This window comes from Vibrio toranzoniae, from assembly GCF_024347655.1.
Classification (GTDB): Bacteria; Pseudomonadota; Gammaproteobacteria; order Enterobacterales; family Vibrionaceae; genus Vibrio; species Vibrio toranzoniae.
The window spans coordinates 2,603,593-2,619,554 of the sequence record NZ_AP025514.1; the positions used below are offsets into that span (position 1 = coordinate 2,603,593).

Below are 15,962 nucleotides of genomic sequence, written 5' to 3' on the forward strand. Positions count from 1 at the left end.
TGTACTCTATAAAAATAAAAATGCCGCTAAGTCATTCACTTAACGGCACTCATGCCGATGAGTCGATGCTGAACAACAGCTTAAAACCAATCGAGTAATGAGGTCGATTTAGGCTTAGACAGATTCAAATTGATGTTCATCCCTATCAACATAGCTTGTTGCCGCCGTCAGTGCTTCGTATCTAAATCGATAAGTATTGGATTCAGGTACCAAATCAAGTACGTGAAACTTCTCTAATTGTTGACGGGTATTCTCATTAGGACACAGCAGGTATACTTCGCACTGTGCATCTAAAGCATCTTTAATCGCATTTTCTAGAGCAAGTCCGACCGTTACATCAATCATAGGCACGTCCGTGAGATCTAAGATCATCACTTCATAATCAGAGATGCTTGAATGCTGACGTGAAATAGCCTTTGAAACACTAAAGATCATTGGGCCAGAAAGATAGAAAAACAACACCTTCCCGTTAGCACTATCTAGCAGTTGACGTTCGCTATCTGTCAGCGGAATGTCCTCTTCATCATCACCATCACTGATGGCCTTAACTTGCCGAGCTTGCTCTCTGCTTAATCTTTCGATAATCAAGATATTCGAGATAAACACACCAAGTCCAACGGCAATAATCAAGTCAACAAAAACGGTTAGCAGCATCACACCGTACATCACGCCCATACCTGTGTAACTCACCTTATGTGCCCGCTGAATGAAACTCCAATCGAGGATGTTGAAGCCCACATACATGGCGATGCCAGCCAGTACCGCCATAGGAATCGGCTCGGTTAAGCCACCCGCGACCAATACCACCAACGCCAACACTAAGGCACGAATAACACCAGATAACGGAGAACGTGCACCGACCTGAATGTTGGTTACGGTTCCCATGGTGGCACCCGCACCAGGCAATGCTCCGAATAGACCAGAAAGCATATTAGCGATGCCTTGCCCTCTAAGTTCCTTGTCGGAATCGTGCTCTTTACGTGTCAGTGAGTCTCCGATCACCGCGGTAAGAAGCGTATCAATACAACCAAGAGTACCAAGCACCAAGGCATCAATAACCATAGTGGTAAATTGATCAGGGCTAATGGTAGGAATAACTAATGAAGGTAAACCCGCCGGGATTTCACCAATACGGCGGATAGAGTCAGTGTCGAAAATGATAACCGATAAAAGAGTTACAACAACTAACGCAACCAGTTGTGCTGGCACATACTTACGATACTTTGCAGGGAAGCCAAAGAGAATGCCGAGCGTCAACGCACCTAGAAACAATTCGCTGACTTTTAAATTAGCCAACGTATCAGGAAGCACAGAGAGAGTGCCCATCACTCCACCAGATGGAGCGGCGTGCCCTAATAATGGCGAAAGCTGTAAGATAATCAGAATAACGCCGATGCCCGACATAAATCCGGAAATTACGCTATATGGCATCAAAGTAACGTATTTTCCGAGCTTTAGTGTCCCGAGTAATATCTGAAATGCCCCCGCCATCATAACGACTGTGAAGGTCATTGCCATTCCTGTTTCAGGGTACTTGGCCACCATACTCGTCATCACGGCCGTCATGATTACCGTCATTGGTCCGGTTGGCTCTGATATCAAACTACTCGAACCGCCAAACAGCGCCGCAAACAAACCGACCATGATAGCGCCCCACAGACCAGCTTCAGCCCCCGCACCAGAAGCTACACCAAATGCCAACGCTAAAGGTAGTGAGATGATGGCGGTTGTCACACCACCAAACATATCCCCTTTGAGGTTGATATCCGTAAAACGACTTCCAAACAAAATACACCTTCCCGATGATGAAATGACAAACCTTATAACTTCAGCAAATGAGTTACTCGCACAGAAAGTGTTAATTTAATCACATTATTCATGCCTTATAACCAAATCAAAGCTTCTAAGCTAAGTTAATAAATTTAACGACTAGAACACGTCAGATGAGCACTATTTGACACAGTTTTTACAAGATTGAATTTGTAACATTGTGTATAGTTGTGATTCTTAATTAAGGGATGTAAGACGCAAAATGCCAGAAATTAAACAGCTTTTTGAAAACAATTCTAAATGGTCAGAGTCAATTCGCTCTGAACGCCCTGAATACTTTACTGCGCTTGAAGAAGGGCAAAATCCTGGTTTCCTATGGATCGGCTGCTCTGATAGCCGTGTACCGGCCGAGCGTCTCACCGGTTTGTATTCTGGCGAACTGTTTGTTCACCGAAATGTGGCCAACCAAGTGGTTCATACCGACCTGAACTGCTTATCTGTTGTACAGTACGCTGTGGATGTACTCAAAGTTAAACACATTATTATCTGTGGCCACTACGGTTGTGGCGGTGTTAATGCGGCGATAGATAACCCTAAGCTTGGCTTGATCAATAACTGGTTACTTCACATCCGTGACAACTACCTAAAATATCGTAAGCAAATTGAGTCTTTACCTCGTGAACAATGGGGTGACAAACTATGCGAAATAAACGTCGCAGAACAAGTTTATAACCTAGGCAATTCAACCATCCTGCAAACGGCATGGGAACGCGGTCAAGACGTTGAAATCCACGGCGTTGTTTATGGTATAGGTAATGGCAAACTGCAAGACCTTGGCGTACGTTGCTCAAGTAATGACACATTAGAGAGTAGCCACTTAGATGCGCTCAATAAGATCTTGTCGACGCCAATTCTTGGCTAAAATCAGCCTTACTCACTTCTATCCTGACTAGTTTCTGATAGATAAAAAGAAGGCTCGCATAATGCGAGCCTTCTTTATTTTCATTCAACAGAGTCGTAATTACTTTACTCTTGAGGAACCACTTTACCGATGTATGGTAAGTGACGGTATTTTTGTGCGTAGTCGATACCCACACCAACAACGAACTCATCAGGAATTTCAAAACCAATCCATTTAGTATCTACAATCACTTCACGGCGAGAAGGCTTATCCAACAGTGTACAAATTTCGATAGATTTAGGACCGCGTAGGCTCAAAATCTCTTTCACTTTAGTCAGTGTGTTACCAGTATCGATAATATCTTCGACAAGTAGAACGTCTTTACCTTGGATATCATCATCAAGATCTTTCAAAATACGAACGTCACGTGAGCTTTCCGTGCCATTGCCGTAGCTAGATGCGGTCATGAAATCAACTTGGTGAGTTAAATCGATAGCACGAGCAAGATCCGCCATAAAGACAAAAGATCCACGTAATAAGCCAACTAAAACGAGATCTTCACTCCCTTTATAGTGCTCCGTGATCTGTTTGCCTAGTTCGTTCACTCGATCCTGAACTTCTTGCTCAGAGATCATGACTTCAACTGTATGCTTCATACTGCTCTCATTTTATTTGGTGATTGCGACAAGTGTAGATAGCTTTGCCATTGATGCCGCTCAATTTGTGCGTAAGTCTAGCATTGCTCAAATACCCACACCACCTTATGGTTCAAATTTACTGTGAGATTCTCAATGAGATAGGTACGGATACCTTACCTCATACTCTCTTACTTTCACATTCATACTGATCACGCTTTATGTATCAAGTTTGATGTAACTGTCTATAAACACGCTCAAAGGATTGACCATTTGCATATGCACTATTACACTCATCCTGGCTTAAATAATAATAAAATCATTAATATAAAAATCGTTGGCAAGGAAAATAAAATGGACTCAATATCTAAGAGGCCTAGAACTAGGCTTTCACCCTTAAAAAGAAAACTTCAATTGATGGAAATCGCACTTGAGGTATTCTCTCGCCGCGGCATTGGCCGAGGTGGCCACGCAGATATCGCAGATATTGCTCAGGTGTCTGTAGCAACTGTATTTAACTACTTCCCTACCCGAGAAGATCTGGTTGATGAAGTACTGAATCATGTCGTACGCCAATTCTCTAACTTCCTTTCAGATAATATCGATCTCGATATTCACGCGAAAAAAAATCTACATAATATTGCCACTGAAATGGTGAACTTAGTGGCTCAAGATAGCCATTGGCTGAATGTTTGGTTCGAGTGGAGCGCATCAACTCGTGATGAAGTATGGCCTTTATTTGTCACTACCAACCGCACTAACCAAATGTTATTACAAAATATGTTTAGTAAGGCGATTGAGCGTGGAGATGTGTGTGATGAGCATGATCCTAAGCATCTTGCGAACCTATTTCACGGCATCTGCTACTCGTTATTCATTCAAGCAAAACGTCTCGAAACGCCAGAAGAGCAAGAAAACTTAACAGACAGCTACTTAAACATGTTGTGTATTTATAAGTAGATTCGAGATAAATTGTTAAAGGGTTGACCTAATGGGCAGCCCTTTTTTTGTGGAGTGTAGTCGCTCTTCGCATCCCGTAGCGTACTCGCATCTCGAATAAAGTGTTTCTGCTCTTTTCTTCATGCATAAAAAAACCGCTGACGAATCAGCGGCTTTTAAAAACATTCGCGAGTGGCTAAAGAAGAATTACTTCTTCTTTTTTACTGCTTTTTTGTTTGGAAGGTCAGTGATTGAACCTTCGAATACTTCCGCAGCAAGACCAACAGACTCGTGTAGAGTTGGGTGAGCGTGGATAGTAAGAGCGATATCTTCCGCATCACAACCCATTTCGATTGCTAGGCCGATTTCACCAAGAAGTTCACCACCGTTAGTACCAACAACAGCACCACCGATTACGCGATGAGTATCTTTATCGAAGATCATCTTAGTCATACCGTCTGCACAGTCAGAAGCGATTGCACGACCAGAAGCAGCCCAAGGGAAAGTAGCAACTTCGTAGTTCAGGCCTTCCGCTTTCGCTTCTTTCTCAGTCTTACCTACCCAAGCAACTTCTGGCTCAGTGTACGCAATTGATGGGATTACTTTAGGGTCGAAGTAGTGCTTCTTACCAGAGATAACTTCCGCAGCTACGTGACCTTCGTGCACACCTTTGTGAGCAAGCATTGGTTGACCAACAACATCACCGATTGCGTGAATGTGAGAAACGTTAGTACGCATTTGCTTATCAACATTGATGAAACCACGCTCATCAACTTCGATACCCGCTTTTTCAGCGTCGATAAGTGCACCGTTTGGAACACGACCGATAGCAACAAGAACAGCATCGTAACGCTCAGCTTCAGCTGGTGCTTTTTTGCCTTCCATTGAAACGTAGATACCGTCTTCTTTTGCTTCAACCGCTGTCACTTTAGTTTCAAGCATAAGCTTAAACTTGTCTTTGATGCGCTTAGTGAAAACTTTAACGATGTCTTTATCCGCCGCAGGGATAACTTGATCGAACATCTCAACAACTTCAACTTTAGAACCTAGAGAATGGTAAACCGTACCCATCTCAAGACCGATGATACCACCGCCCATGATAAGCAGTTTTTCTGGTACTTCGTTTAGTTCTAGTGCATCCGTAGAATCCCAAATACGTGGGTCTTCATGTGGGATGAACGGAAGTTTGATTGGGCGAGAACCCGCAGCGATGATTGCGTTGTCGAAGTTAACCGTTGTTGCTTCGCCTTCGCCTTCAACAAGAATGCTATTAGGACCTGTGAACTTACCGAAACCGTTAACAACAGTCACGTTACGCATCTTAGCCATACCGCCAAGACCGCCAGTAAGTTGGTCAACTACTTTATCTTTCCAGATACGGATTTTGTTGATGTCCGTTTGTGGCTCGCCGAATACAACGCCGTGCTCTGCCATCGCTTTTGCTTCTTCGATTACTTTAGAAACATGAAGAAGTGCTTTTGATGGAATACAACCAACGTTTAGACATACACCACCAAGAGTGCTGTAACGTTCAACTAGTACTGTTTCTAGACCTAAATCCGCACAACGGAATGCCGCTGAGTAGCCAGCAGGACCTGAACCAAGTACAACAACTTGGGCTTTAATTTCTTTGCTCATTGTGACCTCTTGTAGTCATTATCCCTAACAGGCTGAGTAGATGTTCTTAAAATTATTGGGCTTTCAAACAGGAAACATTTTACAGAGATGTTAACAGTGTGAAAGTAGCTTTAAGTTAGCCTGTGAGCTAGACAACAATTCCCCATCAGATTATGAGAAATGCAGGAAACTGTTCTCTAAAAATAGTCTTTATATAAAGAATTAAGGTGACTCGAAAGTCACCTTAATAATTACTTTCTCAATTACAGAACTAGACGACGAATGTCAGATAGCGCGCTGTTTAGGAAAGTAATGAAGCGTGCACCTTCTGCACCATCGATCACACGGTGGTCGTATGATAGAGACAGTGGAAGCTGTAGACGTGGTTGGAACTCTTTACCATTCCAAACAGGCTTAATCTCAGACTTAGATACACCTAGGATACCTACTTCTGGCGCATTTACGATTGGTGTAAATGCAGTACCGCCAATACCACCAAGGCTAGAGATTGTGAAACAACCGCCTTGCATGTCTGCCGCTGTTAGCTTACCAGAACGTGCTTTCTTAGAAACAACCATGAGTTCTTCAGATAGCTCGTAAATGCCTTTCTTGTTCACGTCTTTGAAGACAGGAACCACTAGGCCGTTTGGTGTATCAACTGCGATACCCACGTTTACGTACTTCTTAAGAATGATGCTTTCGCCATCTTCAGAAAGAGAAGAGTTAAACGCAGGGAATGCTTCTAGCGCTTTAGCAACAGCTTTCATGATGAACACAAGTGGTGTGATCTTCATGCCAGTGTCTTTCTTCGCTTCGATTGCGTTCTGTTCTTTACGGAATGCTTCTAGCTCAGTGATGTCTGCGTTGTCCCACTGTGTAACGTGAGGGATCATTACCCAGTTACGGTGCAGGTTTGCGCCAGAGATCTTCTTGATCTTAGACAGTTTCTGAACTTCAGTTTCGCCGAACTTGCTGAAGTCAACTTTTGGCCATGGTAGTAGACCAAGAGCAGAACCGTCGCCACCTTTGCCAGATGCTGCAGCACCAGACTCAAGACGCTTAAGTGCATCTTTAACGTAAGACTGAACGTCTTCTTTAAGTACGCGGCTCTTACGACCAGTACCTTTAACTTTCGCTAGGTTTACGCCGAACTCACGAGCTAGACGACGAACAACTGGAGATGCGTGAGCATACTCGCCGTTCTCTTGGAAGTCATCTGATGCTGCTGGAGCCGCTGCAGGTGCTTCTGCTTTAGGAGCAGGTGCCGCCGCAGGAGCCGGAGCTGCTGCTTGTGCAGGTGCTGCAACAGGAGCTGCGCCTTCAACGACGAAAGTCATGATTAGAGAGCCAGTTGATACTTTGTCGCCCGCTGCAATCTTGATCTCTTTTACTGTACCAGCGAATGGTGCTGGCACTTCCATTGAAGCTTTGTCACCTTCAACAGTAATTAAAGATTGCTCTTCTTCTACTGTATCGCCAACCGCTACCATGATTTCAGTAACTTCTACTTCGTCACCACCGATATCTGGAACGTTTACTTCTTTCTCAGCTGATGCTGCTGGAGCCGCTGCAACTGGTGCTGCTTCTGCTACAGGAGCTGGAGCTGCTGCGCCTGAGCCAGCAACTTCAAATACCATCACTAGAGAACCCGTAGAAACTGAATCACCAGAAGCGATCTTGATTTCTTTAACGATACCAGCGAATGGTGCAGGAACTTCCATTGAAGCCTTGTCGCCTTCAACAGTAAGAAGAGATTGCTCTTCTTCTACTGCATCACCGATAGCAACCATGATTTCCGTTACTTCAACTTCATCACCGCCGATATCAGGAACGTGAACTTCTTTAAGCTCTGCCGCTGCAGGCGCAGCTACTGGAGCTGCCTCTGCTGCTGGAGCAGGTGCAGCTTCAGCTGCACCCTCGGCTTCGAAAATCATGATAAGAGAACCAGTAGAAACTGAATCGCCTTCCGCTACTTTGATCTCTTTAACGATACCCGCTTGAGACGCTGGAACTTCCATTGAAGCTTTGTCGCCTTCAACAGTGATCAGTGACTGCTCTTCTTCAACCTTGTCGCCAACGTTTACAAGAATCTCAGTTACTTCAACCTCGTCAGCACCAATGTCTGGTACATTAATTTCGATTGTCATTGTTTTTTCCTACCTTAATGCCAGTCTTATGCGTATTGCGGGTTAGTTTTTTCAGTGTCGATATCGAACTTAGCAATTGCTTCAACAACGACAGATTTCTCAATATCACCACGTTTAGCCAGTTCAGTTAGAGCTGCAACTACGATGTAGCCAGCGTTAACTTCGAAGTGACGACGTAGGTTTGCACGGCTGTCAGAACGGCCGAAACCATCTGTACCAAGTACTTTGTAAGACTCAGTTGGCATGTACGCACGTACTTGCTCAGCGTAGTTCTTCATGTAGTCAGTCACTGCGATTGCAGGTTCTTTACCAAGAACTGTTGTGATGTACGGTACTTTCTCTTCAGCTTCTGGGTGAAGCATGTTGTCACGCTCTACCGATTGGCCGTCACGAGTAAGTTCGTTGAACGACGTTACAGAGAATACGTCAGATGCTACGCCGTACTCTTCACTTAGAATTGCACCTGCTTTACGCGCTTCGTTCATGATAGTACCAGAGCTCATTAGTTGAACTTTGCCCTTAGTCGCTTTATCACCTTGAGGAACGTGAGATTCAAGCTTGTAGATACCCTTACGGATGCCTTCTTCAGCGCCTTCTGGCATTGCAGGCATTGCGTAGTTCTCGTTCATTACTGTTAGGTAGTAGTAAACGTTCTCTTGCTCAGGACCGTACATGCGACGGATACCGTCTTGCATGATTACTGCTAGCTCGTAAGCAAACGTTGGGTCGTAAGAGATACAGTTCGGGATCGTGTTCGCTTGGATGTGCGAGTGACCATCTTCGTGCTGTAGGCCTTCACCATTCAGTGTTGTACGACCAGCAGTCGCACCTAGTAGGAAGCCACGAGCTTGTTGGTCACCTGCTAGCCATGCCATGTCACCAATACGTTGGAAACCGAACATTGAGTAGTAGATGTAGAACGGGATCATCGGCAGATCGTTTGTGCTGTATGACGTTGCAGCCGCAAGCCATGACGCCATAGAACCTAGCTCGTTGATACCTTCTTGAAGAACTTGACCTGATGTCGCTTCTTTGTAGTAAGAAACGATGCCTTTATCTTCAGGTGTGTATTCTTGACCTTGTGGGTTGTAAATACCAACCTGACGGAATAGACCTTCCATACCGAATGTACGAGCTTCATCACAGATGATAGGAACAATGTTCTTACCAATATTCTTATCTTTAAGCAGGATGTTTAGCGTACGTACATAAGCCATAGTGGTAGAGATATCACGCTTCTGCTCACCAAGTAGAGGTGCGAATGCATCTAGCTCCGGAACCTTGAACTCTTGCGTAAATTTAGGCAGACGTGCTGGCGTGTAACCTTGTAGAGCTTTACGACGAGCGTGTAGGTATTCGTACTCAGCAGAACCTTCTTCCAGTTTCAGGTAAGGAAGTTCAGCGACTTTCTCATCAGAAAGAAGCTCTTGTAGGCCTAAACGATCACGTAGGTATTGAACGTGAGTCATGTCCATCTTCTTAACACCGTGAGCGATGTTTTTACCTTCTGCAGCTTCGCCCATGCCGTAACCTTTAACAGTTTTAGCTAGGATTACAGTTGGCTTACCGTTTGTCTCTTTTGCATTGTTGAATGCAGAGAACAGTTTAGAAGAATCGTGGCCACCACGTTTCAGTTCGAAGATCTCGTCATCGGTCATGTCTGCAACAAGTGCAGCAGTTTCAGGGTACTTACCAAAGAAGTGTTCACGTACGTATGCACCATCTTTAGACTTGAACGTTTGGTAGTCACCATCGATAGTTTCGTTCATTAGTTGAAGAAGCTTACCAGTCGTGTCTTTAGCAAGTAGAGAGTCCCAGTTGCTACCCCAGATAACTTTAACAACGTTCCAACCTGCGCCTTTGAATAGGCCTTCAAGTTCTTGAATGATGCTACCGTTACCCATTACAGGGCCATCTAGACGCTGTAGGTTACAGTTGATTAGGAAACATAGATTGTCTAACTTCTCACGCGAAGCGAAAGAGATAGCACCACGTGATTCTGGCTCATCCATCTCACCGTCACCTAGGAACGCGTATACACGTTGCGCTGAAGTATCTTTCAGGCCACGACCTTCAAGGTACTTAAGGAAGCGCGCTTGGTAGATAGCAGAAATCGGACCTAGACCCATAGATACAGTAGGGAACTGCCAGAATTCAGGCATCAGTTTAGGGTGCGGGTAAGAAGGGATACCTTTACCATCCACTTCTTGACGGAAGTTATCTAGTTGCTCTTCAGTTAGACGACCTTCAACGAATGCACGAGAGTAGATACCTGGAGAGATATGACCTTGGTAGTAAACTAGATCGCCACCGTCAGTCTCGTTTGGAGCACGGAAGAAGTGGTTGAAACAAACTTCATAGAACGCTGCTGCTGACTGGTAAGAAGCCATGTGACCACCAAGGTCTAGGTCTTTCTTAGAAGCACGCAATACGATCATGATTGCGTTCCAGCGAATAATCGAACGAATACGACGCTCAAGAGTTACGTCACCAGGGTAAGCTGGCTCTTGTGCTGCTGGAATTGTGTTGATGTAGTTTGTGTTGATGCCTGTAGCCATATCAACACCATCTAAACGCGCTTTATCTAGAACTTGTTCTAGTAAAAACTGTGCACGTTCTACACCTTCTTCACGTACTACTGACTCAAGAGCTTCTAACCAATCTTGAGTTTCCAGAGCATCAACGTCATGCTTCATGTCAGACATGGCGATCTATCCTTTTTGTTAGTTGGATTCTACTAAACACGTAAACAGCCGAAGTATTACGACTATCTACCCTGTTGAATTCGACGTAGAGAACGTTCGCGACGCGATTCTTCCTTCGTCAAATCAAGCAATGTTTCTTCGATGTAAGCTAAATGAGAATGTGACATTTCACGCGCCTGTTCTGGCTGCCCTGAAACGATCGCATCTACAATGTTAGCTCGATGTATACTCACTTTCTCCACAACGTCTTTACGACGATGCAACAGCTTTAAATTTTCTAAGACGTTTTGTTCGAGTAACGGAGCCAAGCTACGAACAATGTGCAATAACACTACATTGTGCGCTGCCTCTGTTAAAGCAACAAGAAAAGCCATCACCGCTGCAGATTCGGCTTCAATATCACCCTTATCTTGCGCACCATGAATTTTTTCTTGGCATGCTTGAATTCGAGTAAAGTCTTCTTCGGTGCCACGCAATGCCGCAAAGTAAGCCGAAATCCCTTCCATCGCATGACGCGATTCCAACAAGTCTAGTTGGGTTTCAGAATGGGAGGACAACAAATTAAGCAAAGGATCTGAAAAGCTTTTCCAGATACTTTCGCTAACAAACGTACCTCCACCTTGACGGCGAGTAAGCAAGCGTTTTGCCTCTAAACGTTGTATCGCTTCTCGGACTGAAGGACGAGACACATCGAACTGTTTCGCCAGTTCGCGCTCAGGCGGCAGTTGCTGCCCTGGAGCCAGTGTTCCTTCCACAATCAACCTTTCTAACTCTTGCTCGATAACATCGGAGAGTTTTGGCTGACGAATCCTTTGATAAGCCATAGTTTATTGTTCTTCTTTTTCTTCGCTGACAATTGGTAATACCAATTTTAAGTTGAGCAGAAATTAACATAATTAAAACGCCACTGTCCAGCCTAAAGTTGACCTGTATCATAGAATGCAGCATGAATTAACCACGATTTAACAAATGAAATTTAAAACAGCAACCAAATTGGTCTTACCATTTACAGGAGTAATACTTTTGGGGAGCTTTCGTGCTAGAAAGTTTCAGGATAAAAATGAATTGTTTCAGGAATACTAGCCTAAACTGGTTAAAAATCGAACCAAGAGCACAATTGAGAGTAAAATACTGTTCATAAATATTAATATCTGAGTGTTTGATAGGCCCGTCACACTCTCAATTTATTGATCCCCTCTCCTCAACCACTTCCTTTACATAACAACAACAAAAATTCACAAGTGATTATACTAAATGTTGACGACTTAAGGCTCAGTACACACTGAATCCTATTAAGGTTTAGGCCTAAATCTTGAGCTTTCCTTTAAACTTCTGCCAATCGAAAACCAAGCCTGGATCAGTTTTACGAAGGGGCGCGATATATTGGTGTCCAGTAATTCGCTGGTTAGTAATCGCTGGAAAATTCGACATTAGAGTCTTGGTTAATTGTACTAAAGATTGATATTGCAGCTCGGTGTACGAAACAAAGTCACTGCCCTCCAATTCAATACCAATAGAGTAATCGTTACACTTTTCACGCCCGGAAAAGCTAGACTGACCAGCATGCCAAGCTCGATCAAGAAACGAAACAAACTGCACAACTTCACCGTCACGACGAATTAAACAGTGAGCAGAAACGCCCATCTGGTGAATCACCTTGAAAAACGGATGGGCATTGGGGTTCAGGTTCCCAGTAAAAAATTGCTCAATATAGGGCCCACCAAACTGACCCGGCGGTAAACTGATGTTGTGAACCACCAGCAGAGAGATGTCCTCACAATCCGGTCTTGAATCAAAATACGGGGATGGGACATGTCGAGCGTTGTCATACCATCCGTTGGAACTGATCATCATCTTGGTCTCACTTTCTTTTCCGCTAGCACAATAAGATTGTGACCTTGCCCATAGAGCAGTCGCGCTAGCCTCTTTAATTTGAAGTTAAGCAAGAGTATCATTCCATTCCCACTCCCTTTCAAGATTAGATTTGCGATGAAAAACACACATAACAGCCACCAACGCCTTGACTACTTAAAAGAGCAACTGCCTCGAGAGATCACACGTGCCGTCGCGGATGCCATCAAAGAAGATTTAGGCGGAACGTTGGATCCAGCGGCTGATATTACGGCAAGTCTAATCCCTGCAGACGCAATCAATAGCGCAACCATCATTACCCGAGAGCACGGCGTATTCTGTGGTAAAGCTTGGGCTGATGAAGTATTTAAGCAATTGGGCGGTGAAGTCACTATCGAGTGGAACGTAGAAGACGGTGACAAGGTTGAGCCAAACCAAACGCTTTGTTCATTAACCGGTCCAGCACGCGCACTATTAACGGGTGAGCGAAACGCAATGAACTTCATCCAAACACTATCAGGTTGTGCAACAGCAACGGCAATCTACGCCGATAAAATCAAGCACACAGAATGCCGCCTGTTAGATACACGTAAAACCATTCCAGGCCTACGCAGCGCACTAAAATACGCAGTCGCTTGTGGCGGCGGTTTCAACCACCGTATTGGCGTTTTCGATGCTTACTTAATCAAAGAAAACCACATCATTGCATGCGGTGGCATTGAGAAAGCAATCTCTTCAGCAAAAGAGCTGAACCCAGGCAAGCCAGTAGAAGTTGAAACAGAGAGCCTAGCAGAGCTAGAACAAGCGATCACCGCAGGCGCAGACATCGTTATGTTAGACAACTTCACCACCGACATGATGCGCGAAGCCGTTAAAATCAACGCTGGCCGAGCGGCACTTGAAAACTCAGGTAACGTCACTCTAGAAACAATAGCTGAGTTCGCTGAAACAGGGGTTGATTATATCTCTGTAGGTGCGCTAACCAAGCACCTAAAAGCAATGGATTTATCGATGAGATTCATAGGTTAATCTACTTAACTATCAATATCTTAACTACCAAGGCGTGGCTATAGGCGATGCCTTTTTTATTGCTTGTCTTGTCAATATATCAAGTGGTTAGTTTAAGTTGATCGCATAATTTTGCGCTCAATATGCAACGTGACACTATAAAACACCAAACCACTCGCGACCACACCTGCACACCATTCCACTTCTCCATTTCGACTTATATTCTCTCCATCAACCAGTGCTTGCACTGAAACAAACCAAATAATGGAAGAGAAAAATGAACAACAAAAGAACAAATCAGAAAGGTTTTACCTTAATTGAATTGATGATTGTAGTGGCTGTAATTGGGGTACTTTCAGCTATTGCTGTACCTCAATATCAAAACTACGTAAAAAAAAGTGCGCTTGGGACGGCATTAGCTTCGGTTACAGCCTATAAAACGATCATTGAAGACAATATAGCCTTTGAAAATCAATTCCCTACGATTTCAGCTGCATTTGGTATCGGAACTATCAATGCTACATCTGGAGGGGTTGATACAACACAGACTGTGGTAGCAGAAATACGAGAAGGTTCTGGAACAGGTACTAAAGTTCAACTGTCCAGAGATAGTGATGGGCTTTGGACTTGTGGCCATAGCCAAAGCGATATCAAATTAACGGGTTGTGAATACGATAGTGCTATCTAGACATGCTCACTAATCTCCCAACCGTTCTACGTCAGGCTAATCTACTTAGTCTGACTCAAGAACAAGCTGTTGCGGAACATGTGCAAGCTTCAGGTGTTTCTACGCCTGAAGCTTTACTCGTTCTGGATTTATTCAGCGGCTATTCCTTAGCAAGCAATATCAAAACCATTTTCGGTTTACCGTTAGTACAACTCGCCAATACCAACTACGAAACCTTATGTGAACAGCTAGGGCTTCGTGAGCTGATCACCAAGTATTGTGCTATTCCGATTGCCGTTTCTAGTTCTACGCTCACGCTCGCCTCTGCCGACCCGACCGACTTACACGCTGAAGACGATTTCCGATTTGCTACAGGGTTGCAAATTGAACTCGTCGTCGCTAATTATTCAGAATTAGAAGGCGCGATACGCAAACTGTATGGCCGTTCGATTTTCGGACAAGACTCCAAGCGAAAAGAGATCACTCAAGATGAACTCGCCAACCTAGTTGAAGTCTCTGACGATGAAATCACGTCAATTGAAGATCTCAGCCAAGATGATTCCCCTGTGAGCCGTTTTATTAATCAAATATTGGTTGATGCGGTGCGCAAAGGCGCCTCTGATATCCACTTCGAACCTTATGAAGAAAACTACCGAGTTCGCCTGCGTTGCGATGGCATCCTTGTCGAAATTCAACAGCCCGCTTCTCATTTAAGTCGTCGGTTATCGGCCCGCTTAAAAATTCTCGCTAAGTTGGATATTGCCGAGCGTCGATTGCCTCAAGACGGCCGCATCAAGTTGCGGTTAAATGATGAGCTCGCGATTGATATGCGTGTATCAACACTGCCAACATTATGGGGCGAAAAGATCGTACTGCGTCTGCTAGACAGTAGCGCTGCCAATTTAGATATCGATAAACTCGGCTACAGCGAAGAACAAAAAGCACTCTACCTTAATGCACTGAAACGACCGCAAGGGATGATTTTAATGACCGGGCCAACCGGCAGTGGCAAAACAGTCTCTCTTTACACCGGCCTTCGAGTTCTTAACACCACAGAACGCAACATCTCTACCGCAGAAGATCCGGTCGAAATTAACTTACGTGGTATCAACCAAGTACAAGTCACACCAAAGATCGGCTTTGGATTTGCTGAAGCACTACGATCCTTTTTACGACAAGACCCAGACATCGTGATGGTCGGAGAGATCCGTGACTTAGAAACGGCAGAGATAGCGATCAAAGCCTCGCAAACAGGCCACTTAGTCCTTTCAACACTGCATACAAACTCTGCCGCAGAAACCGTCACTCGACTCGCTCACATGGGGATAGAGCCCTTTAACCTTGCTTCATCATTAAGCCTAATTATTGCTCAGCGACTCGCAAGGCGCTTGTGCAACCATTGCAAAACGGTGGATGATTCACCGGACATATTTCTGCGTCACTCTATTCCCAACAGCCAAACCATTTACAAGGCCAACCCACAAGGGTGCAATGAGTGTACTCAAGGGTATTCTGGCCGAGTCGGTATCTACGAAGTGATGCCGTTTACCGACCAACTCAAAAACAGCCTTATCAACAAGCCTAACGCGCTAACAATTGAAAGCCTTGCTCGTCGGGAAGGCATGCGAACCCTACAAGAATCAGGGCTTGATAAGCTGCTTGAAGGTATCACCAGCTATCAAGAACTACAGCGTGTTCTGTACATATAGTCCAATGGAGAAC

Annotated in this window: 12 protein-coding genes; 5 read left to right on the top strand and 7 right to left on the bottom strand. The window is 44.5% G+C overall.

Features of this window, described 5'->3' with window-relative positions; genetic code table 11:
• Positions 1-114 precede the first annotated feature (114 nt).
• Positions 115-1,746 carry a SulP family inorganic anion transporter gene (locus OCU50_RS11645; protein WP_046223322.1) on the bottom strand — a complete coding sequence of 544 codons (1,632 nt, stop codon included), beginning with the start codon at positions 1,744-1,746 and terminating at the stop codon, positions 115-117.
• A 286-nt stretch (positions 1,747-2,032) separates the two neighbouring features.
• Between OCU50_RS11645 and can the strand changes: the two genes are divergently transcribed.
• Positions 2,033-2,692, top strand: coding sequence for a carbonate dehydratase (can, locus tag OCU50_RS11650; protein WP_046223321.1), 660 nt, complete (start codon positions 2,033-2,035; stop codon positions 2,690-2,692).
• A gap of 104 nt (positions 2,693-2,796) precedes the next feature.
• Here the strand turns inward: can and hpt are convergent, their stop codons facing one another.
• Positions 2,797-3,327 (bottom strand): hypoxanthine phosphoribosyltransferase, encoded by a 531-nt coding sequence (gene hpt, locus OCU50_RS11655; RefSeq protein WP_017056620.1) that lies wholly within the window; start codon positions 3,325-3,327, stop codon positions 2,797-2,799.
• A 333-nt stretch (positions 3,328-3,660) separates the two neighbouring features.
• Between hpt and OCU50_RS11660 the strand changes: the two genes are divergently transcribed.
• A complete protein-coding gene (locus OCU50_RS11660) occupies positions 3,661-4,266 on the top strand; it encodes a LuxR/HapR/OpaR family quorum-sensing transcriptional regulator (protein ID WP_032547912.1) in 606 nt (201 codons plus the stop codon).
• Between the two features lie 186 nt (positions 4,267-4,452).
• Here the strand turns inward: OCU50_RS11660 and lpdA are convergent, their stop codons facing one another.
• From lpdA to ampD, 5 genes are all read right to left on the bottom strand, one after another.
• Positions 4,453-5,883, bottom strand: coding sequence for a dihydrolipoyl dehydrogenase (lpdA, locus tag OCU50_RS11665; protein WP_017056618.1), 1,431 nt, complete (start codon positions 5,881-5,883; stop codon positions 4,453-4,455).
• Between the two features lie 242 nt (positions 5,884-6,125).
• On the bottom strand, positions 6,126-8,009 hold the full coding sequence (gene aceF / locus OCU50_RS11670) for a pyruvate dehydrogenase complex dihydrolipoyllysine-residue acetyltransferase (RefSeq protein WP_060468578.1): 1,884 nt from the start codon (positions 8,007-8,009) through the stop codon (positions 6,126-6,128).
• Positions 8,010-8,035: 26 nt separating this feature from the next.
• Positions 8,036-10,714 carry a pyruvate dehydrogenase (acetyl-transferring), homodimeric type gene (gene aceE, locus OCU50_RS11675; protein WP_060468579.1) on the bottom strand — a complete coding sequence of 893 codons (2,679 nt, stop codon included), beginning with the start codon at positions 10,712-10,714 and terminating at the stop codon, positions 8,036-8,038.
• Positions 10,715-10,776: 62 nt separating this feature from the next.
• Positions 10,777-11,538: a pyruvate dehydrogenase complex transcriptional repressor PdhR gene (gene pdhR / locus OCU50_RS11680; RefSeq protein WP_060468580.1), complete on the bottom strand. Its 762-nt coding sequence runs from the start codon at positions 11,536-11,538 to the stop codon at positions 10,777-10,779.
• A 481-nt stretch (positions 11,539-12,019) separates the two neighbouring features.
• The gene (gene ampD, locus OCU50_RS11685; RefSeq protein ID WP_046223317.1) at positions 12,020-12,568 is read right to left on the bottom strand and encodes a 1,6-anhydro-N-acetylmuramyl-L-alanine amidase AmpD; all 549 of its coding nucleotides are present in this window, start codon (positions 12,566-12,568) and stop codon (positions 12,020-12,022) included.
• Between the two features lie 135 nt (positions 12,569-12,703).
• On the opposite strand from ampD, the gene nadC reads away from it, so the two are divergent.
• The 3 genes from nadC to pilB all read left to right on the top strand — a co-directional run bounded on the left by nadC (position 12,704) and on the right by pilB (position 15,949).
• Positions 12,704-13,594 (top strand): carboxylating nicotinate-nucleotide diphosphorylase, encoded by an 891-nt coding sequence (nadC, locus tag OCU50_RS11690; protein WP_060468581.1) that lies wholly within the window; start codon positions 12,704-12,706, stop codon positions 13,592-13,594.
• Positions 13,595-13,850: 256 nt separating this feature from the next.
• Entirely contained in the window at positions 13,851-14,261 is a 411-nt protein-coding gene (locus tag OCU50_RS11695) for a pilin (protein ID WP_060468582.1), read from the top strand.
• 2 nt (positions 14,262-14,263) lie between these two features.
• Entirely contained in the window at positions 14,264-15,949 is a 1,686-nt protein-coding gene (gene pilB, locus OCU50_RS11700) for a type IV-A pilus assembly ATPase PilB (protein WP_060468583.1), read from the top strand.
• Positions 15,950-15,962 lie beyond the last annotated feature (13 nt).